Source organism: Pseudotamlana haliotis (assembly GCF_008806375.1).
In the GTDB taxonomy this organism is placed as follows: Bacteria; Bacteroidota; Bacteroidia; order Flavobacteriales; family Flavobacteriaceae; genus Pseudotamlana; species Pseudotamlana haliotis.
Map to the genome: position 1 here is coordinate 307 of NZ_WAAT01000028.1, position 25,248 is coordinate 25,554.

Here is a 25,248-nt window from a genome sequence, read left to right on the forward strand (position 1 = left end):
CTCGAATACCGTTTTTATAGATTTTATTTATAAAATGCTGTATTGAATAACCTGTTGTAATCAATGCAATTCTGCGTAATAGTTTTATGTTATCTGTTTCATACTTTAAGTATCTCTGCGTAACAATTCTTATATTTTTCTTATCTTCATGCTTGCTAATCTAAATTTGACCACGCTTTATTTAAATAGACTTTTCGTCTGTTTTTATATATTGTGTTTACACTATAAATTCTATGAATAAACTTAACATTCATGCTCTAGCCTTAGGCTTAGCTATATTATTTTTCCTTATTAGCTTAGGTTTTATTTTTACTGGAAATATTGAAAACTCAGGACCTTTTATGATTGGGTTCTTTTGTTTACTGGCCTTTGGGTTTAAAGGTTATGAAGCCCTAGATGGTTTTGTTTTTACGGCTTGTGTTTTAGCCGGAGTTGTTCTGGCGTTGTACTATCCGCAATATTTTGTACAAGTAGGTGATGTGAAATTAACGATTCTCATCATTCCTTTAATTCAACTCATTATGTTTGGTATGGGGACTTCAATGGGTATTCAAGATTTTGGAGCTGTAATTAAGTCTCCTAAAGGTGTATTTGTTGGTGTTTCAGCCCAGTTGGGGATTATGCCTTTAATGGGCTTTTTCTTAGCAAATATCAGTGGTTTTTCACCTGAAATTGCTGCTGGGATTGTTTTAATAGGGTGTTCTCCTAGCGGTGTGGCTTCTAACGTGATGGCATATTTGGCTAAAGCTAATTTAGCCCTTTCGATTACTATTACCTCAATAGCTACTTTAATTGCGCCGTTTGTGACGCCGCTTTTAATGAAAGTCTTTGCAGGGGAATTTGTCGAAATCGATGTCTTAGCTATGATGTGGAGTATTGTTAAAATGATTATCCTCCCTATTGGCGCTGGTTTACTGGTTAATCATCTTTTTAAACATAAAATTGATGGTTTCAAAAAAGTTTTGCCCTTAATTTCTATGTTCGGTATTGCAGCTATTATTATCGTGATCACTGCTGCTGGTCGTGACAACCTTATTGATATTGGTGGTTTATTAATGGTTTTAGTCTTAATCCATAACCTGTTTGGGTACTTCTTGGGGTATTGGTATGCCAAATTACTAAAACTTAATGACCAGGATTCGCGTACAATTGCTTTAGAGGTAGGTATGCAAAATGGTGGCTTAGCTTCAGGTATTGCAAATTCGCTAGGAAAAATAGCTACTATGGGATTGGCTCCTGCTGTTTTCGGACCGTTAATGAATATTACAGGGTCTGTTTTAGCCTCTTATTGGCACAAAAGACCACCTAATGACGGCCGTGATAAATCTCAAGTTACAATGAGAAAGGTTTAAAGCACCATATCTTCATAAGAAATAATGGTTTCGAACTTTTTTGCTTTGAAATATGGAGTTGGGTCCTTTTCTGAAGCCACTAATACAAAATCACCTCCCCAAGCACCTAAACTTTTTATAGCGCCGTCGAAATCTTGAAAATAAACATCTTTTACCGGCGTTTGTTTTGTGATTTCCGAAATGTAATCTTCATGAAATTGCATCAATTCTTGGAATTCTTCAAGTTTTGTTGCTCTAATCATTTTTGACGTGATGTTATTAATCGTTTCCATGGAAAACTGAGAAGTTGATTTAGCTTCTTTGTAATGTTTTATGCCTTCTCGACTGTTTTGCTTTTTATTGAGATGAACAAAATAGAGGTTCTTTTTAAAAGGAGGATTAAAGTCAACTTGTTTTACAGCTGGTTTCTTCTTGAGAAGCTGATACCTTATAGGCGTATCATTTTCCGCACAAGCGATATCATATCCACTACCACCAAATGTTTGTTCTAAAAGTTGATAAGCATCAATATTGGCCCAATGGGCAATATTATTAATGAGTGTTGAAGAAGTGCCTAATCCCCAGTTTCTTGGAAAATCTAATCTAGTTTTTATTTCAAAACCTTCCGAAGCACTCAAAAACTGTGGGTTTAATGTTTTGGCTGCTTTTAGAATTTGAATAATACGTTTCGATATATCATTGTCTTCTTCCGTAGAAAAATTTTCTAAACTGAAAGTGCCTTCAAACCAAATGTGATTTTCGTGGTCATAACTGGTCCAAATAATTTTAGATTCAGCAATAGGAGTAATGCTTAATGATTGCCCATATTTCGTTGGAACCGCTAAAGAAACAGCACCATCAAGAACGACGTACTCTCCAGAAATCAACAATTTTCCGTTGCTATAAAAGGTATTACTATCAAACATAAATAAAGACATAACTTCCTAACTCCTTCAACTCCTTAACTTCTCAAAATCTTCAACTTCTCAATCACCGCATTGTGTGTTACGGCATGCTTTTGAAAATGGGCGACTAAATGTGTTTTCTCAGCGTCATTAGCACCACATTGATTTAATATATTCATTAAATGCATTTTCATGTGTCCTTGTTGAATACCAGTTGTTGTGAGTGAACGTAAGGCTGCAAAATTTTGAGCCAATCCAGCAACGGCCACAATTTTCATGAGTTCTTTGGCTGAAGGTTGATGAAGCATTTCTAAGGCTAGTTTCACTAAAGGATGTAATCCGGTTAACCCGCCAACGGTACCAAGGGCGAGTGGAATTTCAATCCAGAATTTAAAAATGCCATTTTCTAATTGAGCATGAGACAAACTGCTATAACGACCGTTTCTAGAAGCGTAAGCATGTACCCCAGCTTCAATCGCTCTAAAATCATTTCCTGTGGCGAGTACTACAGCATCAATACCATTCATAACCCCTTTGTTGTGCGTTACGGCGCGATAGGGTTCTATTTCAGCGATGTTCACTGCTTGAATAAATTTACGAGCAAAGGCTTCCCCTGAAACATTAGGGTCTTCGCTTAAATCTTCAACAGGACAGCTTACTTCGGCACGAACCAAACAATCTGGAACATAGTTGGATAATATGCTCATAATGATCTCGATTTGTTTTTCTTCCGCAGAAAATAAATCGAAAGTTAAGGCTTCAGTTTTAAAAGTTTTAGCAAACTGCTCTAAACAAGAGTTTATGAAGTTGGCACCCATGGCGTCTAGCGTTTCAAACGACACATGCAACTGATAATAGCTGGGCAGCTCTACTGTTTTATCACGTAGTTCAATATCTAAGATACCACCGCCACGTTTGGTCATATTTTTAGTAATGCCTTCGGCTTCCTTAATGAGATTAGGCTTTACCTGATTGAAAAATGACTTTAGTTTTTCAAAATTACCATCATAGATGAAGTGTACTTGTCCGATTTTAGTGGTAGAAAGTACGGAGGCTTTAAATCCGCCACGGTCCAACCAAAACTTTGCCGCTTTACTAGCAGCGGCAACAACCGAGCTCTCTTCAATAGCCATCGGGATGGTGTATAAGGTGTCGTTTATTAAAAAATTTGGAGCAACACCAAGGGGTAAATAATAATTGGTTATGGTATTTTCTATAAACTCATCATGAAGTTGTTGGAGTTTATCATTTGTATTCCAATATTGCTTTAATATGGTTTTGGCATCTTCAGCATTAGAAAAATACGTGTCAACAATCCAATCTATTTTATTTGATTTAGATAGTTTTGAAAAGCCAGAAATTGTTTTGCTCATAACCTTAAAATTTGCTGTGCAAAGATAGTACTCTTCAAAAGATTATCTATAATGGCTTTTTGATTAAACACGGTATTATGTCCTGTAATCATATAATTAAGGATAAAAAGTCTTGGTGTAGGGTATCAAATTAAAACCGAAAAGCGGAAATATTGTTTCAATCGTGTTATTTAAGTGTTAATAAACCTTGTTTTTTGTATATTTTTTAGTAATCTTGGGTTCATTTTGAAGGAAGCCTTTGTTTTTAATGAAACGCCTAGAATTGACAACATTTTTTGTATTGATTATGGCTTTTTTGACATTTCTTGTACTTCCTAGAACCAATTGAAAATACCACATGAATTATCTTAAATTATCGTTTTGTGTTTGTTTATTTGTAACTTCTTTAATTTCAGCACAAAACAAAGCTATTACCCTTGAAGATATTTGGAAAACCGGAAAATTTAGAACTGAAGGCATGGATGCTTTGCATTCTATGGCTAATGGTCAGCAGTATTCTGTTTTAGATTTTAATAGGTCAACGCGCAGTACTTCTGTTGATATCTATGATTACCAAACCCTTGAAAAAGTGAAGACTTTAGTGAGTTCATCTGATTTGGCAGAGATGCCTTATTTTACAAGTTACACGTTTAGTAATGATGAACAGAAAGTGATTTTAGCAGGGAACGAAGAAGCTATTTACAGGCATTCGGTGGTTGGTCATTATTATGTTTATGATATTGCTTCAGAAACTCTGACGCTAATTTCAGAAGACGGGATTCAAGAACCTACATTTTCTCCTGATGGTGAAAAAGTGGCCTTTGTGAAAGATAATAACCTATATGTTAAGGATTTAGTTTCTGGTGAAACTAAAATGGTGACTTCAGATGGTGAAAAAAATAAAATTATTAACGGTATCACCGACTGGGTTTATGAAGAGGAGTTTGCTTTTGTTCGTGCGTTCGATTGGAACGTCGATAGTGATAAAATAGCTTTTATAAAGTTTGATGAATCTGAAGTGCCTGAATTCTCTATGGATGTTTATGGTAAAACACTTTACCCGCAACAACAGGTTTTCAAATACCCAAAAGCTGGTGAAGCCAATTCAAAAGTATCATTGCATTTGTATGATTTAGAGTCTGAAAAATTATCAGATTTGAAGGTTGATAAAAAGTATAAAGATTTTTATATACCAAGAATTCTATGGACTAATGATGCTGATGTTTTAAGCGCTCAGTTTTTAAACAGACATCAAAATGCTTTAGATTTATGGGCTATTGATACGGAAAAAAATACTTCAGCTTTAATTCTTGCCGAAACGGATAAGGCTTATGTTGATGTCACCGATAATTTGACTTTTTTAGAGGATAATAGTTTTATCTGGACCAGTGAGAAAGACGGTTACAATCACATTTACCACTACGATAAAAAAGGAAAGTTAATCAATCAAGTCACCAAAGGAAACTGGGAAGTTACAGCCTACTATGGTTATAACGATGATAAGGACGTGATTTATTATCAATCGGTTGAAAACGGTTCGATTAACCGTGATGTTTACGCTATTAAATTGAACGGCCGTAGTAAAAAACGTTTAACTTCAGAAGAAGGGACGAACAATGCTTCCTTTAGTGCCGATTTCTCCTATTTCATAAATACTTTTTCAAATACTTCAACGCCGCCAGTGTATACTTTAAATAGTTCGAAATCTGGTGATGTTATTAAAAATATAAAAGATAACAAAGCTTTATCTCAGGCACTTAAAACTTATACATTTTCAAAAAAAGAGTTTAGCACCATTTCGATTAATGGAAACGAGTTAAACATGTGGATGATTAAACCGGCTGATTTTGATGCTAACAAGCAATATCCGCTATTTATGACCCAGTATTCTGGACCAGGTTCTCAGGAAGTGGCTAATTCTTGGAATTCTTATAATGATTATTGGTATCAGTATTTAGCGCAAAAAGGTATGGTTGTAGTCTGTATTGATGGACGAGGTACCGGATTTAAAGGTGCCGATTTTAAGAAAGTGACTCAAAACGAGTTAGGAAAGTACGAGGTAGAAGATCAGATAGAAGCTGCAAAAACCTTAGGGGCCCTACCTTATATTGATGCTGAAAAAATTGGTATTTGGGGTTGGAGCTATGGAGGTTTTATGAGTAGTAATTGTTTGTTTCAAGGGAATGATACCTTTAAAATGGCTGTTGCCGTTGCTCCGGTAACAAGTTGGCGATTTTATGATTCGGTTTATACCGAACGTTATATGACCACACCTCAAGAAAATGCGAGTGGGTATGATGAGAACTCACCCATTAATCACGTTGATAAATTAAAAGGTGATTTTCTTTTAATTCACGGTTCGGCTGATGATAATGTGCATGTGCAAAATACCATGCGATTAGTAGAAGCGCTAATTCAAGCCGATAAACAGTTTGAATGGGCCATCTATCCTGATAAAAACCACGGGATTTATGGCGGGAATACCAGGCTGCATTTATTTAAAAAAATGTCGGACTTTGTGATTGAAAAATTAATAGACTAATTTTAAGAACATCAATTAAAAATAATAACCAACTCAAAAGAATATTATGTCAGATACGGCACTGAAACCACATCAAAAAGAATTGTTTGGCCAACCTATAGGCTTGTATATTTTATTTTTAACCGAAATGTGGGAGCGTTTTTCGTACTATGGAATGCGTGCTATTTTGGTTTTATACATGACGGCGTCGACTTTAGGTGATGACGTGAGAGGTGTTGGTTTAGGTTGGACCAGCAAAGAAGCTCTTGCTTTGTACGGTTGGTATACCATGTTGGTTTATATTATTGCGATTCCCGGTGGAATGATTGCCGATAAGTTAATCGGACAGAAAAAAGCGGTGCTCTATGGGGCCATTATTCTTTGTTTGGGACATGGGGTATTAGTACTTACCGACATCTGGGCGTTCTATACCGGTTTAGGCTTAGTGATTTTAGGAGTAGGCTTGTTAAAACCGAATATTTCAACTATGGTTGGTGGTTTATACCAACAAGGGGATATTCGTCGAGATAAAGGCTTTAGTATTTTCTATATCGGTATTAATTTAGGTTCGCTCTTAGCTACTTTAATCGTTGGTGTTGTTGTTGCTAAATATGGCTGGCATGCTGGTTTCGGCCTAGCAGGCGTGGTTATGGTTTTAGGACTTATCAACTACATAGGCGGACAAAAATACCTGGCCCAAGTTGGTAACCATGCAGAAGTAACGAACGCTGAAGATGAAGTGTCTTACGGAAAGTTATATGGTAAGCTAATAAAATCTCCAAAACAACTTTTAATTACAGGAATTCTGGTTGTGGCATCTTTTGTAGGATGGTATTTCATGGATTGGGGCTATGGCTTGTTATTTTTGTTCTTAACAGCTATTGCAGCGCTTTTAATGATGATTTACAGAGAACTGGAATCACAAGTTTTTAAAGACCGTTTTATCGTTTTATTACTGTCTTTTATTATGGTAATTATTTTCTGGGGTGCTTTTGAGCAGGCTGGAGGATTAATGAATATTTACACTGATACCAAAACAGACCGTATGTTATTAGGCTGGCAAGTGCCAACCATTATGTTTCAAAGTTTAAATGCGGGGTTCATTATCATATTTGCCACGTTAGTCGCTGGGCTTTGGGCGAAACGTAAGTTAAAAGGTAATGAAGCTTCTTCATTATTTAAAATGGCTATGGGTATTATCATCATGGGCTTTGGTTTCCTTTTTATGGTATTTGCGGTTATGGAATTTGAAAAATCAGGTTCGTCTAGCATGCTTTGGTTAGTTTTAGCTTACTTATTTCATACCATAGGTGAGTTATGTTTATCGCCAGTAGCGTTATCATTCATTACAAAATTAGCTCCTGCAAAATACGCTTCCTTAATGATGGGGGTTTACTTTGCTTCTTCAGGACTAGGAAATAAAGTGGCTGGGATTTTAGGAGAGTCTGCTTCAGATTTTGGTGAATTTGCCATCTTTGCAGGAATATTTGTTTTTACAGTCATCATAGGAGGTTTGTTTATTTTAATATTGAAACCATTAAAGAGATTAACACATGGTGCTGAAGATAATGAACACGTTATTGAAGCTGAAGAAATAGAAATCGCAGAAAACTAAAATACATAAGTAATGGAAATGACGAAAGTAAGATTTGAAGGTTCTGATATCAACCGAAAACTTTTAATGGGCCACCCATCTGGTTTATTTGTTTTATTCTTTACTGAAATGTGGGAGCGCTTTTCATACTATGGAATGCGAGCTATTTTAGTGTTGTTTTTAACATCATCTATAATTGATGGTGGTTGGGCTTGGTCTAGAGAAGAAGCTCTAGGACTTTATGGAACTTATACCATGCTGGTATATTTTTCTCCAATTTTAGGAGGTTTGTTGGCTGATAAGTATTTAGGCTATAGAAAAGCTGTTGCTATTGGTGCTTTTATTATGACGTCTGGGCATGCAGCCATGGCTTTAGATACGCCTTGGAGTTTGTATTTAGGAATTGGCTTATTAGTGGCAGGTAACGGATTGTTTAAACCAAATATTACTTCTATCATTAATGGGGTTTATAAAAATGCTCAAGATAAAAAGGATGGTGCTTTTACTATTTTTTACATGGGGGTAAATGCCGGGGCCTTTTTAGGTATTTTACTTTGTGGTTACATCGGTGAAATGGTTGGATGGCATTATGGCTTTGGTTTAGCTGGAGTTTTTATGTTTTTTGGCATGTTACAGTTTTGGTTTTCTCAAAAGATTTTTGGTCGTATTGGATTGTCACCTTCAGATTCGCTAGAATATGATGACGCTATAGAGACTAAAAGTGAAGACCCTGTTGTTGAAGAAGAAGTCGTGCCTGCCAATGTGCAGCGTGATCGTTATATTGTGGTTGGGATTTTGGCCTTTTTCACCATTTTCTTTTGGGCAGCCTTTGAGCAAGCTGGTGGTTCTATGACCATTTTTGCGGCAGATTATACCGATCGTGTTTTAGAAGGTAATGCTGCTAATATTTTTAGAGTAGCCAATACGTTGCTTACTGTTGTGCCACTTTTAATCATTACTTACGTATTGTGGCAATTATTCAGAATAACATTCAGTAAATACGCTTTATCTAATATTTTCCTAGGAACGAGTTTTGTGATTATTTGGGGTATTGTAATTTGGATGCTTAAAAATCAATTTTCAGAAGTTGAAACTGAAGTACCAGCGTCATGGTTTTCTATTTTAAATTCATTTTATATTATTGCGTTTGCACCGCTAGTTTCAAAAATTTGGGAAAGTAAATACAATCCACCGGCAACGGTTAAATTTGGACTAGGTTTAGTGTTACTAGGATTAGGATTCGGTGTTTTAGCTTATGGCTCGGCAGGAATTCCTCAAGGGGCACAAACAGCCTCAGTAAGTATTATGTGGCTTATTCTAGCTTATTTATTACATACTTTAGGGGAACTTTCATTATCTCCAGTAGGACTCTCTTATGTGAGTAAACTAGTGCCAGCAGCAAAAATTGGTTTGATGTTTGGTCTTTGGTATATTGCCGTTGGTCTAGGAAACAAGGCTGCAGGAACCATGGGAGGTATGATTGATAAAATTACAGCTCAGTACGATTTAACAACGTTCTTCTTAATTTTCACAATTGTTCCAATTATAGCAGGACTCATTGTAATGGGGTTAACACCAGTGATGAAAAAATTGATGCATGGTGTAAAATAATTACAGAAACTATATATTTTATAAAGAATGCTCTGTTTTGGAGCATTTTTTGTAAGTTGAACCTCTGTATTACTACAAATAAGATTATGAAAAAAATAGTATTAGTGACCTTAGTTCTAAGTGTGTTTTCTTTTAAAGCTTTAGCTCAAGAAATAAATTGGGTGAGCTTTGAAAAAGCTTTAGAACTTCAAAAAAAGACACCTAAAAAAATCATGATGGACGTTTATACCGGTTGGTGTGGGCCATGTAAGATGTTAGATAAGAATACCTTTCATGACAGTGATGTGGTAGAATATGTCAATGCCAATTATTACGCTGTAAAGTTCGATGCTGAAGGGAACGATCAAGTGACTTATAAAGGGAAGACCTTTTCAAATCCAAAATACGATCCTAAATTAGCAAGTCGAAGAAATTCAGTACATGAATTAACCCGTTATTTACAGGTTAGTGCTTATCCTACCGTAGTGTTTTTTGATGAGAATGCAGAACTCATAGCGCCAATACGTGGGTATCAAGCGCCAGAACAAATTGAGTTGTACTTGAAAATGTTTTATAAAGACGATCATAAAAACATACAAACTCAGGAGCAGTTCGCAGAATACTCTAAAAAGTTTAAATCAGAATTTTAAAACCTTATGGTTTAAAAAGTTTTTAATATTTAATGATAAAAGCTCCTTTTTCGCCTGTGTGGTGAAAAGGGAGTTTTCTTTTTTTACAAATAGCTTTCCATTGGTTAATATAGGATTTGTAATTGCTGCCATCGGCAATAATATGATTCGGTTTGATGGAGTCAATAAGTCGGCTTAGGTTAATTCGCGGGGATTGGCGTAGTAATACATAATTTGGGCTGAAATCCTTGATGCCATAAAAGCCTAAGCTATCTACCAAAAAGAGCACCTTGTTATCAAGTTGATAGACGTTTTTGATGCTATCCTGTTTTGTCAAGGTTGCCTGGCTACCTATCAAATAATTTCGAATCATGTAATCTTCTGCAAGGTCAAGGGAGTCCAAATCATGATAGAGTTGAATGTTTTGATTTTTAGAATGCCCAATAATACTATGTCTATTTTTATGAAAAACAATGAATTCTTTTGAAGTCGGATTGTATTTGTTGTAAAGTCCTGTAGATTGAAATAATAGAATGGCACATAAGGCTAACGCTAAGGCTGGGTAGTTTTTCTTTATAGAAAATCTAAAGCAGGACGTAATAATTATATAAGACAGGAAAACATAAAAAAGTGTAAAAGGAATGTCTCTAAAAATGAAAGCTTCTTGCTGTGCTATCCAATTCATAAAAGTGTTCATCAGGCTTATTATTTTTCCGAAGAAATCAGCTAGAAAATGGGGGAGTAGGTTTACGAAAGCTAATAGAAGTACGATAAGTCCGAATGCTAAAACGACACTTAATACCGGTATAACGACGAGGTTTGAAATAAAAAATAAACCAGGAAATTGATGAAAATAGTAAAGACTTAACGGTAAAATTCCAATTTGAGCTGCTAGGGTTACCGTAAAGGTGTGCCAATACAAATCAAGGATTCTATGTTTAGGTTGCCATAATTTATACAAATGCGGGTCAATACTCACTATCGAAAACACAGCTATATAACTCAGTTGAAAGCCCACGTCAAATATGAAAAGTGGCTTGAAAAGCAAAAGCACAAACATGCTAATCGCTAGGGTATTGTATATGTTTGTGGGGCGCTTGAGATTTAATGCGATGGCTAATATGCTAAACATGGTTACGGCTCTGGTCACCGAGGCTGATAATCCTGCTATCACCGCAAAAGCCCATAATAAGGAAACTAGTAAAATGGTTTTTATGATTTTGCCGTGTTTAAGGGCGTCTATAGGTTTCAGTATAAAACTTAAAATCATTAATAAAATCCCTACATGCAAACCAGAAACAGCTAAAATATGAATGGCACCAGCATTGGTATAATCACTATAGAGTTCTTTACTGATATCTTGTCTTTGTCCTAACAAAAGGGCGTTAATGATAGCAAGCTGATTTGGTTGGAAATGGTAGGTTTCGAGGTTATGATTGATGTGTTTGCGTATGCGATCTGCGAGGCCGTAAATGCTTTGGGTATGAGTAGGGGCGTTTAAAAGAGCTTCGGGTTTTACTGAAATCTGATGATATACATATTGCTTTTCAAGATATTGTTTGTAATCGAATTGATACGGATTTAAAGGTGTATTTATCGGTTTAAAAGACGTTCTGCTTAAAAAGGTATCATCTACAGAAAGGGGAGGTGTTAAAGAATCTTTTTTGATGTATAATAATACCTTGCCTGTTGTTTTAACCTGGTCTATTTCCAGAATATCAACAATATATTTATCGTGGAAATGACTTGGTTTTAAAATGGTTTTTATTCGGAAGCTAAAGTTGTGTAATGTATTGACTTCTGGTGTTAGTTGCTTTGTATAGTGAGAACTGAAAAGCTTCTGGTCATGAAGTTGAACGCTTAGGACTCCAATAGTAGTCATGGCTATAAAAGCGGAAAGTCCGAACCAAATAGTTTTACGAAACTGGTTTTTGGCAAGGAAAAGACCTATTAGAACAAGCGCTAAAGTAGCCCCAGTGACACCTATTATAAATAAAGGAGTGGGCTGCGCGTAATAACCAACAAGAATACCTAGAATAAGGCAGACGGTTAGTTTTATAATGGTGAAATTTAGCAGCTTCATAGTTGCTAAATATATAAAAAATCTTACAAAATACGTCTAGCTTCTTCGAAAGCGTTTAACCAGTATTTTTCGTTTAAATGAGAAATAATAACTCCACGACTGCTTGTAGAATGAATAAATTCGATATCATTATCTCTAATGGCAACAATAAGGCCTACGTGATTTATAGAATTTCTTCGGCCACCGGTTTTAAAGAATAATAAATCACCAGTATTAACTTTTTTTAATGGAATTTTAGTGCCTTTTTTGGCCATATCCCGAGATATCCTTGGCAATAGTATATCGCTATCTCTAAAAGATTCAAACACCAAACCCGAGCAATCCATACCTGATTTTGTCGTGCCTCCCCATTTATATCGGGTGCCTTCAAACTGTTTGGCGAACGCAACAATATGATCAGCTTGAGATTTAGGGGACTTCTTTTTCTTCTTTTCTACTTTTTTCTCCTTGTCCTCTATTACTTCCTTCGAACTTATTTTGTATTCTGAAGAGGTTTCCTCAGCACTTTTTATTTCTGAAGTTTGTGAGCTTGTTGTACTTTGTTTTTTAGAACGTTTGGAAGATTTACAATTGCTAAAACAAATAATACATATAATAAGTAGGATACTTTTTTTCATATAAATTTAGGCTTTAATACCATTGTAAATCAATTGGGCTGTTTTTTTACTAGCACCTTTTCCGCCTAAGGCACGTTCTAACTCGTAGTAATCTAAAAATAATGGTTTACGAAAATCGGGATTTAAAATTTTATCGAGCTCTGTGCGAAGTCTTTTTTTATTGAAATCATTTTGAATGAGTTCTGTAACCACTTCACGATCCATGATAAGATTGACCAAAGAAATAAATTTCAAGGTGATGATACGCTTGGCAATTTGATATGAAATATTACTGCCTTTGTAGCAAACCACCTGAGGAACTTTAAAAAGAGCGGTTTCTAAAGTTGCGGTTCCCGAGGTTACTAATGCCGCGTATGAGATGCTTAATAAGTCGTAAGTTTTGTTTGCTATAAATTTCACATTATCAGAGTTCATAAAACTTTTGTAAAACGCATGTTCTTGACTTGGAGCACCAGCAATCACAAATTGATAATCGGGGTAATGTTCAACTAAGCTTAGCATCACCGAAAGCATTTTAGTAATTTCTTGTTTTCGGCTTCCAGGAAGTAAAGCAATTACGGGTTTATCACTAAGGTTGTGTGTTTTTCTAAACTCAAGTTCATTTGTTGGGTTTCTGTTAGCAATAGCATCAATTAAAGGATGCCCCACAAAATCTACCTCATAATCATATTTCTTGTAAAAGTCTTTTACAAAAGGCAAAATAACAAACATGTTGTCAATGTCGCGCTTGATGGCTGTGACTCTGCTCGCACGAGAGGCCCAAACTTGTGGTGAAATGTAGTAATTGGTTCTAAAGCCTTTTTCTTTAGCCCATTTGGCAATACGTAAGTTAAACCCTGAATTGTCAATAAAAACAATAACATCAGGCTTAAAATCTTCAATGTCACTTTTACAAAAGGCGATGAGTTTAAAGATTTTATTGAGGTTCATAATGACTTCTGAAAATCCCATAAAGGCGCGTTCCTTGTAGTGTTTTACCAAATCACCACCAGCATCTTGCATGAGGTCCCCACCCCAGCATCTAATATTTGCTTGGGAATCGGTGTCTTTCAAGGCTTTAATCAGGTTAGAACCGTGTAAATCGCCCGAAGCTTCGCCAGCTATGATGTAATACTTCATATTATGATATGATTTAAGTCAAAATGTGACCTTGATCCTTCCCTTTAAAACAATTTAATGACAAAAGTTAAAACGGCAATAAATACGGTGATGAGTAAAACACCACGCGCTCTGTAATCTTGTCGTTTTTTTATAAAAACAAAAAAGGCAATGAGGTTTAAAATAGCCCCTAAACTTATTAGTTTTCCAAGGAAACCTTCCTCAGAAGCGGCTTTAATAACAGTAATAAAATCATCACCTTGCCTCAATAATGTTGCCGTAAAATATAATCCGATGCTATTCGCGATTAAGCCAACTAGCATACCTATAATAACATCTTTTTTAATCATTTAAATTCCATGTGTTTAAGTCTTTAATAAAATGATGCGCAGTTAAATCAAATTGCGTAGGAACAATAGAAACATAACTATTTTCAAGCGCCCATTCATCGGTGTCTTCTCCGCCGTCTAAATTAACAAATTTCCCGGTAAGCCAATAATAATCCTTGCCTTGAGGGGTTTTACGCTTATCAAATTCTTCAACCCAATTCGCTTTCGCTTGGCGGCAAACTTTAATGCCTTTGATATCTGTTTCAGGAATGTTAGGAAGGTTTACATTTAAAACAATACCGTTAGGAATACCATTTTTTAATACGTTTTCAGTTATGGTTTTTACATAGCTTTTACAGGCTTCAAAATTGGCATTCCAGCTGTAATCCAAAAGTGAAAAACCAATAGCCGGAATTCCTTCAATACCCGCTTCAATCGCAGCACTCATGGTACCAGAATAAATAACATTAATCGAGGCATTTGAACCATGATTAATTCCTGATACACAAAGGTCTGGTTTACGGTCTAAAATTTCCCGAATGGCAATTTTCACACAATCAGCTGGAGTACCTGAGCAGGTAAATTCTTTTTGAGGGCCATCGTTCATGAAAACTTCTTCCGCGTAAAGCGTTGAATTTAGAGTTATGGCATGACCCATACCGCTTTGAGCACTATCGGGAGCTACCACAACCACATCACCTATGGTCTTCATTACAGAAATTAAAGTTCGTATTCCTGGTGCGCTAATGCCATCGTCATTAGTGACTAAAATAAGTGGTTTTTTTGTCATGTTTATCTTTTAAATAGCGTGGGCTAAAATACGGAATTTCGACTGTTTAACCCTAATTTCCTTGCTTTAACAAAAAATTAGTTGCTTGGCATGGTTTTTTCTTTATTTTAGTGGCAAATTGGCTATTCCCTCTATTGAACTAAATATTTATATGATGAAGAAAATTATGAAAAGGAATTATAAAGTATTCTCACTTTTGTTCTTATTAGCGTTCGCGTCTTGTAGCTTTACGACTAAAAAATTTAGTAACCCAGATAAAGATAAATTACTCATTCAAATCATAACCTTTGTTTTAGAACAGGGGCATGTAGATCCTATTAAAATTGATGATCAATTTTCAGAGAAATTATTTAATCATTACATTCAGACGGTAGACCCTGTGAAGCGTTATTTTTATGCTTCTGATATTGAGTATTTTGAAAAGTATAAGTACCTGTTAGATGAGCAAATTCAGAATAAAGAAATCACCTTTTTTAATGTGGTTCATGAGCGTTTATTAGAACGTATAGGAGAAGGCGAAGCTATGTATAAAGACATTCTGTCAAAACCTTTTGATTACCGAATTGATGAGACTTATGAAACAGATTATGAAAAAACGGATTTTGTGCGTTATAAAAAACAGATGCGTGAGCGCTGGAGACAACTGTTAAAGTTTTCTACCATTTCTAATTACGATGATTTAATAAAGCAAGAAGAAATGGCCAAGGAAAAGGATCCTTCTTACGTAATGAAGTCTAAAGAGGAATTGGAGAAAGAAGCGCGTGAATCCACTTTAAAATCTATAGATATACATTACCACGATAATATTGACGACTTAAGCCGTGAAGATTATTTTGCTGTTTACGTGAATTCTATTGTTGAAGAATACGACCCACACACCTATTATTTAGCTCCAAAAAGTAAGGAAGATTTTGATCAACGTATGTCAGGAAAGCTTGAAGGAATTGGCGCTAGGTTGCAAAAACGTATGGATTACATCAAAATTGTAGAGTTAATTTCTGGTGGGCCGGCTTGGCGCAGTAAAAAACTTGAAGTTGAAGATGTTATTTTAAAAGCGAGACAAGAACACGAAGACCATCCTGTAAGTCTTGTAGGTATGCGTATTGGTGATGCTATAAAGTATATTAAAGGTCCTAAAGGCAGCAAAGTCACATTAACCATAAAAAAGGTTGATGGTACCATTAAAGATGTTACCATTGTGAGAGATGTTGTTGAGTTGGTTGAAACTTATGCTAAGTCATCGGTTGTAGAAAAGGATGGGCATAAGTTTGGAATTATTAATTTACCAGCTTTTTATGTAGATTTTAAAGATTATAAAAACGTCAATGCCGCCAAGGATGTTAAAGAAGAGTTAGAGCGTCTTAAGGCTGATGGTATGGAAGGTTTGGTTTTAGACTTGCGTAACAATGGTGGAGGGTCTTTACCAACGGTGGTTGAAATGGCTGGTTTATTTATTAAGGATGGACCAATTGTTCAAGTAAGGTCTTCAGGTGAAAATAAAGAAGTTTTAAAAGATAAAGACAAATCAGTTACTTGGGATGGGCCTATGGTGATTTTAGTCAATGAAATTTCTGCTTCAGCCTCTGAAATTATGTCGGCTGCTATGCAAGATTATAAACGTGCCATTATTATCGGAGGAAAGCAAACCTATGGTAAAGGAACCGTTCAAAATGTGATTAATTTGAATAACATGTTAAGGAATAATACGAGTGGTGATTTAGGGGCGTTGGCCGTAACCACACAAAAGTATTATAGAATTACTGGAGGATCTGTGCAATTGGAAGGTGTTAAGAGTGATGTGGAAGTTCCTGGTCGTTTTAGTTATATTGATGTGGGTGAAAAGGATAAAGAAAACCCGTTGCCTTGGGATGAAATTGATGCCGCACCATTTACGCCATGGAAAAGTTATTACGATTACGATGAAACCGTAAAGCGAAGTAAACAGCGTATGAGAAAAAATGAACAATTGAGGCTTATCGCAGAAAATGCAAAATGGGTTAAAACCAAGATTGATGAAACGGTGTATTCATTAAATTATGATTCTTATAATGCCGAGAATAAACGTAATGAAAGTGAAGCAGAAAGTTTTAATGCGATTTCAGATTACCAAACGCATTTATTATTTCGTTCAACAAGCTACGAGCAATCACTTTTTAATAAAGACACTACAGATTTAAGAGAAAAACGTGAGCGCTGGCACGAGCATTTAAGTCAAGATGTGTATGTAGAAGAGGCTTTAAATGTGTTAGAAGATTTAAAAACCACGCTTCCAGCAAAAAAAGTAGCAGCCACTAATAGAAGCTCAGAAAAAAAGTAATTTGATTTATGACGCATAAATCAAAATCACTTAAACAATTAGCGCTCCAAAAGTTTAAAAAGAACTTTTGGGGCGTATTTAGTTTGTATTTTATTGTTTTTGTGGGGCTGATTTCGGTATTTGCCTATGTAGTGGCTCCTGATAATTCTCAGCATGCTAATCAAATGCATTTGGCAATACACTCTAAGAAACCTGGTTTTAACGTTACCATGCTTACTATTCCTTCTCAAATTAATGTTGAGCAAAATATTTTTGATAAGATTTTCTTCGGAAAAAAAAATACAGACACTGAAGTACCCATCACTGATTATGGACTAGAAGGTGATCAATTGGTTTATAAGGAATACGCTTCAGAAGGTATTGAAGGTGCTGAGAAATCGATTCAATTGGATGTCTTTCCTAGTGAATCAGTAGGAGCTTTTATTAAGGAGAAAACCTTCATATTTGGAACTGACAAATACGGACGCGATTTACTGAGTCGGGTTTTAGTCGGAGCGCGTATCTCGTTTTTTATAGGTTTTGTGGCTGTCTTTATTTCCTTACTTATTGGAATATTAATGGGGAGTTTGGCAGGTTATTTTGGAGGTAAGGTTGATGTTGTAATCATGTGGATAATAAATGTAACTTGGTCCATTCCAACCTTGCTATTGGTTATTGCAATAACCTTGGCACTGGGTAAAGGGTTTTGGCAAGTTTTTATTGCGGTTGGCCTGACCATGTGGGTAGAAGTGGCTAGGGTTGTTCGCGGACAAATTATTAGCGTTAAGGAAATGCAGTATGTTACCGCCGCTAGAGCACTGGGTTATAATGATTTTAGAATCATAACCAAACATATTTTACCCAATATTATGGCGCCGGTTATTGTGATTTCTGCAGCCAATTTTGCGGCAGCTATCTTAATTGAAAGCGGTCTAAGTTTTCTGGGTATAGGAGCGCAATCACCTATGGCTAGTTGGGGCGCTATGATTAAAGACCATTATAATTATATTATTCTAGGGAAACCTTATTTAGCCATTATTCCAGGGCTTTGTATCATGAGTTTAGTTATGGCTTTTATGCTTATAGGAAATGCCTTGCGTGATGCTTTAGACGTGAAAGGGTAGTGGAATAAACTAAAAAGAGGTAAGAAGATTGAAGATTAAAGACTATTTAATCTATAGCCATGTTATTGTTGAGTTCGTCAATATATTCCAAAAGGTCGTCCTTTCCAGTTTCATTACTTGATGAAGTGATAAAATAATTTGGCATGTCTTCCCAAGACTCTAAAAGAATGGTTTTATAAGCTTCAACATGATTTTCAATAGCCTTTGGTTTTAGTTTGTCAGCTTTCGTGAACACGATAGAAAAAGGAATACCATTTTCACCAAGCCACTGCATGAATTCTAAATCTACAGGTTGTGGGTTATGGCGAATATCAACCAAAACAAAAGCTGTAACCAGCTGTTCTCTTAGTCCGAAATACTGAGTAATAAACTTCTGGAATACCTTTTTAGCTGTTTTAGAAACGCGTGCATAACCATAACCAGGTAAATCGACAAGATGCCAGTTTTTATTAATTAAAAAGTGGTTTATTAATTGTGTTTTTCCTGGTCTCCCTGACGTTTTTGCTAAACTTTTTCTTTGGGTAAGCATGTTGATAAGCGAAGATTTTCCAACATTACTGCGTCCGATAAAGGCATATTCTGGTAGTCTGCTTTTTGGGCATTTCTCAACATCGGAATTACTCATTACAAATTCGGCAGACTTAATTTTCAAAACGTGCTAATTTTAGTTTTTCCGCTTAGGAATCTTAATTAATATTATAGAGAAGGTACTTTTTTTCTTAGAAACCCTTTTTTTCTAACCAATCACTCATGATTTTATTAAAGGTTTCAGGGTGTTCCATCATCGCTGCGTGACCGCATTTGTCTATCCAAAACAGGTCTGAATTAGGTAAAAGATCGTTGAACTCCACACCAACTTCAGGAGGTGTTACCTGATCATTTTTACCCCAAATGATACAAGTAGGGGTTTGCATATTCGGTAAGTCTTTAGACATATTATGTCTAATTGCACTTTTTGCGATAGCTAGAGTTTTAACCAGTTTATTGCGGTCATTTACGGTTTCAAAAACTTCATCAACAATTTCTTTTGTTGCTACTTCAGGATCGTAAAAAACATCTTGAGCCTTCTTTTTGATAACTTCATAATCACTACGTTTGGTGTATCCGCTGCCCATGGCGCTTTCGTAAAGCCCTGAACTGCCTGTGATTATCAGTGCTTTGACGGTTTCTGGATACATTTTAGTGTGATACAATCCAATGTGTCCACCTAATGAGTTTCCTAATAGAATCACTTCGTCGTATCCTTTAAAAACAACGAAATCATGCAGGTAATTAGCAAAAGTTTTTACGTTGGTTTTGAGTAAAGATAATGAGTAAAGTGGGAGCTCTGGAATAAGAACTTTATAACCTTTGTTACTGAAAAATTCAATCACAGCCTCAAAGTTACTTAGTCCTCCCATTAGTCCATGTAGTAGGATAATCGGAGTGCCTTCACCAGCTTCTATATAATTGAATTTACCTTCTTTTTTTAAATGATGCGTCATTAATCTAGTAGTCTATCATTAAAAACAAATATAGTTATTTCATTCATATATCCGCTAAAATAATTGGTTTCAAGGAAATGAATTGCCTAAGAAATTGAATTAAAAAGGGTTACGGGTGATTAAGATGTTAACAACGTATAAAAACCTAGTATTCAAACTTCAATATGCTGAAATATAGTGGTTGTGGGGATTTAGTGTGCTTTTTTTTGAGTTTTTGGTGTGAGATTGTGTACAATTTATTAACAATGTGGTACAAAGTGGTAATTAGTGGTATAATTTTCAATATATTTGACTTTGAAACGTTTAGATTCTTTAAAAACTACTTTGGACTTAATAACAGGCACATACGATTGTAAAGTTGATGCGAAAGGGCGCTTAATGATGCCTGCTTCGATCAAAAAACAGCTGTCTGAGATTATTGAAGAAGGATTTGTATTACGTCGATCTGTGTTTCAGCAGTGTTTGGAGTTGTATCCAATGGCTGAATGGCAGGCTTTAATGCGAAAAATGAATAAGCTGAATAAGTTTAAAAAGAAAAATAACGATTTCATTAGAAGATTTACTGCAGGAGCCAAAATGGTGGAGGTTGATGTGAACGGTCGTTTGTTGATTCCGAAGGATTTGACGGTTTTTGCAAATATTTCAAAAAATATTGTTGTGGCATCAGCTATCAATATCATTGAAATATGGGATAAAGATTTATATGAACAAGCTATTGATGATGCTGCAGTTGATTTTGCAGATTTAGCTGAAGAAGTAATGGGACAAGACGACGAAGATTATGGAATATCATAAGCCAGTACTGTTAGAGGAATCTGTAGATGGTTTGAATATCAAGCCTGATGGAGTGTATGTGGATGTGACTTTTGGTGGTGGCGGTCATAGTAAGGAGATTTTAAGTAGGTTGAATGAAAAAGGGAGGTTGTTTGCTTTCGATCAAGATCAGGATGCTTTAGAAAATGCGCTTGATGATAGTCGTTTTACTTTAATTCATGAGAATTTTAGGTTTATAAAACGTTTTTTGAGATTTCATGGTGTGAAAAAAGTAGATGGTGTTTTGGCAGATTTTGGAGTGTCTTCACATCAGTTTGATGTCGCTGAACGCGGATTTTCAACACGTTTTGAAGCCGATTTAGATATGCGCATGAATCAGAGTAGTGAACTTTCTGCTTTTAATGTGGTTAATGATTATGATGAGGAGCAGTTGAAAAATGTGTTTTATCAATATGGTGAGTTGCGAGCAGCTCCAGCCATGGCGAGGCTGATTGTAGAATATCGGGAAACAGTAAAACCTATTGTAACGAGTGAACAGTTGAAAACGGTGCTTGCTAAATTTTTGCCACCGAGACATATGAATAAGGTGTTGGCTCAAATTTATCAGGCGATACGTATTGAGGTGAATCAAGAAATTGAAGTGTTAAAGGAATTTCTGTTACAGACTCCGGAGCTGCTAAATGATAACGGTCGGTTGAGTTTTATATCCTATCACTCGCTTGAAGATCGTTTGGTTAAGCGTTTTATTAGAAACGGTTTGTTTGAAGGGGAGCCTGAACGTGATATGTTTGGGAATTTTGAAGTGCCTCTAAAAAAAGTTAACGGATTGATTGTGCCTTCAAAAGAAGAGATAAAAGAAAATAATCGCGCACGAAGTGCCAAATTGAGGTTAGCAGAGAAGAAGTCGTGAAAAAAAATATTAACAACATATTAAGAGGGACTTTTTTAGTTAGCGATGATTCGTTTAAAAATTGGCGTGTCATTCTTTTTATTTCTGGTCTGGCCTTGATTATGATTGCGAGCTCTCACAATGCTGATAAAAAGGTATACGAAATCGCGCGATTGAAAAACGAGGTAAAAGACATTCGTTCGCAATTTGTAGATGGGCGTTCCAGACTGATGCGATTGAAGATGGAGTCTCATGTGGTTGGTGTGATGAATGAAAAAGGATTGGCGTCTTCAGAGACACCACCAAAAAAAATAAAAGTAATAACAAAAGATAAGGATCAATAAAAGTAAAGTGGCAGATAACGACAAAGGCATATCAAACCGATTGTATTTTGTGGCAGGATGTATGTTCGTCTTCGCTGCTGCTGTCGTGTTTAAACTTTTGACTATCCAGTTTGTTCATGGTGAAAAATATAAAGCCTTAGCAACTAAACGAGTTGTGAAAAATGTGGTTATTCCTGCCAATCGTGGTAATGTGTATTCTGTAAATGGCAACCTATTAGCGACTTCTATTCCAAAATACGATATCCGTTTTGATGCTTTAACGCCTTCTGTTAGAGCTTTTGAAAAACACATCAAGCCTTTGTGTGATTCCCTTGCAAAGTATAAAGGCAATTCAAATTCTGCACAAATAGAAAAACGCTTAAGACGAGCTCGTGCTAATAGGAATAGATATTATTTGCTGGCTAGGAATATTGGTTATGGTGATTATGTGCGATTAAGAAAATTTCCATTATTAGAGTTGGGAGCTTTTAAAGGTGGATTGATTGTTGAGCAGACCACGAAACGTGAACATCCTATGGGTGGAATTGCTGAACGCACCATTGGTTACGAGCGTATAGATGATAAAGGAAATGTAACGCGTCCAGGAATTGATGGGGCGTTTGGAATAAAATACTTGAGAGGTGTTGATGGGCAGCGTAAAAAACAAAAAATAGGTAACGGACAATGGAAACCTTTAACCGATGCTAATGAAATTGAACCTCAAGATGGTTATGATGTTTATACAACCATCGATGTCAATATTCAAGATATCGCACATCATGCGCTTTTAGAACAGCTAGAAAAATACAAGGCCGATCATGGTTCTGTGGTGGTTATGGAAACCAAAACGGGTGAGATTCGTGCGATTTCAAATTTAGGAAGAAATAAAAATGGTCATTATTATGAACGCTTGAATTATGCTATAGGTGAAAGTCATGAGTCGGGTTCAACTTTCAAATTAATGGCTTTAGCGGCTGCTTTTGAAGATAGGGTGATTGATACTAGTGATGTGGTGGATACTGAGAATGGCATATTGACCTTTTACGGAAAAAAAGTACGTGACTCCAAGCGAGGTGGTTATGGAAAAGTCACGGTTTCAAGAGCTTTTGAGGTGTCTTCGAATACTGGGATTGTGAAAGTGATTGATCAGGGCTATAGCAAGCATCCAGAGAAATTTGTAGATCGTCTGTATGAAATGGGGCTTAATAGGAATTTGGATTTACCTCTAATTGGAGAGCCAGATCCTGTTATTCCTGATCCACGCGTGAAAAATAACAGATGGAGCGGTATTGCCTTGCAATGGATGGCTTATGGTTATGGAGTGTCTTTTACACCTTTACAAACACTGGCCTTTTATAACGCTGTGGCAAATGACGGTGTCATGGTAAAACCACGCTTTTTAAAAGAAGTTAAAGAGTTTGATAGAGTGGTAGAGTCTTTTGATCGTGAGGTTATCAATGAAAGGATTTGTTCTGAAGAAACTGTAGGGAAGTTGCAAGCATTGCTTAAAAATGTGGTAGAAAAAGAACACGGTACAGGGCATAGGTTGTATTCTGAGAATTTTTCAATGGCTGGAAAAACAGGGACCTGTCAGAAAAACTATTCCGATAAATCGAAATTAGCTTATATCTCATCTTTTGCAGGGTATTTTCCTGCTGATAACCCAAAATACTCATGTATCGTAGTGGTGCACGAGCCAGATAAAAGTGTGGGGTATTACGGTGCAGATGTATCTGGGCCTGTATTTAAAAAAGTAGCTCAAAAAATATTTACGGCCACACCAATTACGGATGAAGTTGAAACGCTTTCTGTGAAATCGGTGGCTGTTGAAAAGGATTATGAACATTTTTATGAAACGGCTCAGACCTATAAAACCATTATGCCTAACCTGATTGGGATGCCTGTCATGGATGCAGTTGTACTTCTAGAGAATATGCAAGTTGATGTAAGGGTAGAACTGGAAGGAAACGGTGTTGTTGAAGGGCAGTCTATTGCAAAAAACACAAAACTAAAGCAGAATCAAACGGTAATATTAAAAGCATCATGATCGCACTAAAAGATATACTATATAAGGTTACTATAAACGCAGTAACAGGCTGCACTGATTTAATGGTTAATCAGGTGGTGTTTGATTCGCGAAAAGTGGAAACTAATGATTTGTTTGTGGCTATAAACGGACTCCTTGCTGATGGTCATAAGTTTATTGATGTGGCTATAAAAAATGGCGCTAAGAGTGTTGTTTGTGAAGTCTTGCCAGAAAATCTTGTAGAAGGGGTGACATATGTTGAAGTAGATAACTCTCATAAAGCTTTAGCGGTAATGGCGGCTAATTTTTATCAGAAGCCTTCTGAGAACTTAAAATTAGTTGGTGTAACTGGAACCAATGGAAAAACAACTGTTGCGAGTTTGCTGTATCAACTATTTAAAAATGCAGGCTATAAAGTAGGTTTATTGTCAACCGTAAAAATTATGGTTGATGATGTCGAGTATAAAGCCACGCATACCACTCCAGACTCTTTGACGATTAATGGGTATTTGAGCATGATGAATGAAGCCGGAGTTGAGTTTTGTTTTATGGAGGTGAGTTCACATGGTATCCATCAGCAAAGAACGGAAGGTTTGCGATTTGAAGGTGGTATATTTACTAATATCACCCATGATCACCTCGATTATCATAAAACTTTTGCGGAATACCGCGATGTGAAAAAGAAGTTTTTTGACGGGCTTCCAAAAGACGCTTTTGCTGTAGTGAATGTAGACGACAAGAATGGCTTGTTTATGCTTCAAAATACTAAAGCTAAAAAATACACTTATGCCTTAAAACAGTATGCTGATTATAAATGTCAGATTCTAGAAAATCAGTTTAGCGGTTTACTGCTAAAGGTTAATGATAATGAGGTTTGGACCCGACTAATAGGTGAATTTAACGCCTATAATATTTTGGCTATTTACGCTACTGCGGAATTATTAGGACTTGAAAAAGTAGAAATTCTTCGCTTAATAAGTGACTTAGAAAGTGTGAGTGGGCGTTTTCAATATGTCATGTCTAATAATGATGAAATAACCGCTATCGTAGATTATGCACATACGCCAGATGCCTTAAAAAACGTGTTAGAAACTATAAATGGTATTCGTACTAAAAACGAAACGTTGATTACAGTGGTGGGTTGTGGTGGTGATAGAGATCGCACAAAAAGACCAGAAATGGGGCAAATAGCCTCCGTGCTAAGTGATCAAGTCATTTTTACTAGTGATAACCCAAGAACGGAAAAGCCAGAAGTGATTTTACAAGAAATTGAAGCGGGTGTGGAGCCTCAAAATTTCAAAAGGACAATCACGATAGCGGATAGAAAACAGGCTATTAAAACGGCTTGTCAAATGGCAAAAGGAAATGATATTATTCTAATTGCTGGAAAAGGGCATGAAACTTATCAAGAGGTAAACGGTGAGCGAATGCATTTTGATGATTTAGAAACGGTCACCGATTTGTTGAAACAATTGGAGAAATAATAATAAGGA

The 25,248-nt window shown here is 36.0% G+C and carries 21 protein-coding genes; 12 read left to right on the plus strand and 9 right to left on the minus strand.

The genetic code is table 11. The features are described from left to right. Positions 1–233 precede the first annotated feature (233 nt). The gene (locus F6U93_RS04085; protein ID WP_150937109.1) at positions 234–1,352 is read left to right on the plus strand and encodes a bile acid:sodium symporter family protein; all 1,119 of its coding nucleotides are present in this window, start codon (positions 234–236) and stop codon (positions 1,350–1,352) included. Here the strand turns inward: F6U93_RS04085 and F6U93_RS04090 are convergent. Both F6U93_RS04090 and F6U93_RS04095 read right to left on the minus strand, forming a co-directional pair. Beyond that, positions 1,349–2,269, minus strand: coding sequence for a GYDIA family GHMP kinase (locus F6U93_RS04090; RefSeq protein WP_225312554.1), 921 nt, complete (start codon positions 2,267–2,269; stop codon positions 1,349–1,351). The two genes, F6U93_RS04085 and F6U93_RS04090, sit on opposite strands and share 4 nt — an antisense overlap. 23 nt (positions 2,270–2,292) lie before the next feature. Then, on the minus strand, positions 2,293–3,609 hold the full coding sequence (locus tag F6U93_RS04095) for a hydroxymethylglutaryl-CoA reductase, degradative (RefSeq protein ID WP_150937111.1): 1,317 nt from the start codon (positions 3,607–3,609) through the stop codon (positions 2,293–2,295). Positions 3,610–3,946: 337 nt separating this feature from the next. On the opposite strand from F6U93_RS04095, the gene F6U93_RS04100 reads away from it, so the two are divergent. From F6U93_RS04100 to F6U93_RS04115, 4 genes are all read left to right on the plus strand, one after another. Then, on the plus strand, positions 3,947–6,130 hold the full coding sequence (locus F6U93_RS04100) for a S9 family peptidase (RefSeq protein WP_150937113.1): 2,184 nt from the start codon (positions 3,947–3,949) through the stop codon (positions 6,128–6,130). A gap of 46 nt (positions 6,131–6,176) precedes the next feature. Further along, complete coding sequence (locus F6U93_RS04105; protein WP_150937115.1) at positions 6,177–7,724, plus strand: peptide MFS transporter; 1,548 nt, start codon at positions 6,177–6,179, stop codon at positions 7,722–7,724. Positions 7,725–7,736: 12 nt separating this feature from the next. Continuing rightward, entirely contained in the window at positions 7,737–9,314 is a 1,578-nt protein-coding gene (locus F6U93_RS04110; RefSeq protein WP_150937117.1) for a peptide MFS transporter, read from the plus strand. 86 nt (positions 9,315–9,400) lie between these two features. Then, positions 9,401–9,943, plus strand: coding sequence for a thioredoxin family protein (locus tag F6U93_RS04115; protein WP_150937119.1), 543 nt, complete (start codon positions 9,401–9,403; stop codon positions 9,941–9,943). A gap of 22 nt (positions 9,944–9,965) precedes the next feature. Here the strand turns inward: F6U93_RS04115 and F6U93_RS04120 are convergent, their stop codons facing one another. From F6U93_RS04120 to surE, 5 genes are read right to left on the minus strand one after another with little or no spacing between them, the layout of a single operon-like run. Continuing rightward, positions 9,966–12,005 carry a ComEC/Rec2 family competence protein gene (locus F6U93_RS04120; protein ID WP_150937121.1) on the minus strand — a complete coding sequence of 680 codons (2,040 nt, stop codon included), beginning with the start codon at positions 12,003–12,005 and terminating at the stop codon, positions 9,966–9,968. Between the two features lie 23 nt (positions 12,006–12,028). After that, positions 12,029–12,622: a C40 family peptidase gene (locus F6U93_RS04125; protein WP_150937124.1), complete on the minus strand. Its 594-nt coding sequence runs from the start codon at positions 12,620–12,622 to the stop codon at positions 12,029–12,031. Between the two features lie 6 nt (positions 12,623–12,628). Next, a complete protein-coding gene (gene lpxB, locus F6U93_RS04130; protein ID WP_150937126.1) occupies positions 12,629–13,741 on the minus strand; it encodes a lipid-A-disaccharide synthase in 1,113 nt (370 codons plus the stop codon). Positions 13,742–13,785: 44 nt separating this feature from the next. Next, complete coding sequence (locus F6U93_RS04135) at positions 13,786–14,070, minus strand: hypothetical protein (RefSeq protein ID WP_150937128.1); 285 nt, start codon at positions 14,068–14,070, stop codon at positions 13,786–13,788. Then, the gene (gene surE / locus F6U93_RS04140; protein WP_150937130.1) at positions 14,063–14,839 is read right to left on the minus strand and encodes a 5'/3'-nucleotidase SurE; all 777 of its coding nucleotides are present in this window, start codon (positions 14,837–14,839) and stop codon (positions 14,063–14,065) included. The genes F6U93_RS04135 and surE overlap by 8 nt, the downstream gene beginning before the upstream one ends. Positions 14,840–15,005: 166 nt before the next feature. Here surE and F6U93_RS04145 point away from each other — a divergent pair, with 166 nt between their 5' ends. Together F6U93_RS04145 and F6U93_RS04150 are read left to right on the plus strand one after the other, a co-directional pair. After that, a complete protein-coding gene (locus F6U93_RS04145; protein ID WP_150937132.1) occupies positions 15,006–17,156 on the plus strand; it encodes a carboxy terminal-processing peptidase in 2,151 nt (716 codons plus the stop codon). 8 nt (positions 17,157–17,164) lie between these two features. Beyond that, positions 17,165–18,259: an ABC transporter permease gene (locus F6U93_RS04150; protein WP_150937134.1), complete on the plus strand. Its 1,095-nt coding sequence runs from the start codon at positions 17,165–17,167 to the stop codon at positions 18,257–18,259. A 46-nt stretch (positions 18,260–18,305) separates the two neighbouring features. Here F6U93_RS04150 and yihA read toward each other — a convergent pair whose 3' ends face one another. Beyond that, positions 18,306–18,911: a ribosome biogenesis GTP-binding protein YihA/YsxC gene (yihA, locus tag F6U93_RS04155; protein WP_150937135.1), complete on the minus strand. Its 606-nt coding sequence runs from the start codon at positions 18,909–18,911 to the stop codon at positions 18,306–18,308. A 67-nt stretch (positions 18,912–18,978) separates the two neighbouring features. Next, positions 18,979–19,743: an alpha/beta fold hydrolase gene (locus F6U93_RS04160; RefSeq protein WP_150937137.1), complete on the minus strand. Its 765-nt coding sequence runs from the start codon at positions 19,741–19,743 to the stop codon at positions 18,979–18,981. A 324-nt stretch (positions 19,744–20,067) separates the two neighbouring features. On the opposite strand from F6U93_RS04160, the gene mraZ reads away from it, so the two are divergent. From mraZ to F6U93_RS04185, 5 genes are all read left to right on the plus strand, one after another. Continuing rightward, the gene (mraZ, locus tag F6U93_RS04165; protein WP_150937140.1) at positions 20,068–20,538 is read left to right on the plus strand and encodes a division/cell wall cluster transcriptional repressor MraZ; all 471 of its coding nucleotides are present in this window, start codon (positions 20,068–20,070) and stop codon (positions 20,536–20,538) included. Beyond that, positions 20,525–21,427 carry a 16S rRNA (cytosine(1402)-N(4))-methyltransferase RsmH gene (rsmH, locus tag F6U93_RS04170; protein ID WP_150937142.1) on the plus strand — a complete coding sequence of 301 codons (903 nt, stop codon included), beginning with the start codon at positions 20,525–20,527 and terminating at the stop codon, positions 21,425–21,427. Before mraZ ends, rsmH begins: the two co-directional genes overlap by 14 nt. Then, complete coding sequence (locus tag F6U93_RS04175) at positions 21,424–21,750, plus strand: FtsL-like putative cell division protein (RefSeq protein WP_150937144.1); 327 nt, start codon at positions 21,424–21,426, stop codon at positions 21,748–21,750. The genes rsmH and F6U93_RS04175 overlap by 4 nt, the downstream gene beginning before the upstream one ends. A gap of 61 nt (positions 21,751–21,811) precedes the next feature. Further along, positions 21,812–23,776 carry a penicillin-binding protein gene (locus F6U93_RS04180; RefSeq protein WP_150937601.1) on the plus strand — a complete coding sequence of 655 codons (1,965 nt, stop codon included), beginning with the start codon at positions 21,812–21,814 and terminating at the stop codon, positions 23,774–23,776. Then, positions 23,773–25,239, plus strand: a complete 1,467-nt coding sequence (locus F6U93_RS04185) for a UDP-N-acetylmuramoyl-L-alanyl-D-glutamate--2,6-diaminopimelate ligase (RefSeq protein ID WP_150937147.1) — start codon at positions 23,773–23,775, stop codon at positions 25,237–25,239. The genes F6U93_RS04180 and F6U93_RS04185 overlap by 4 nt, the downstream gene beginning before the upstream one ends. The last annotated feature ends 9 nt before the right edge of the window (positions 25,240–25,248 follow it).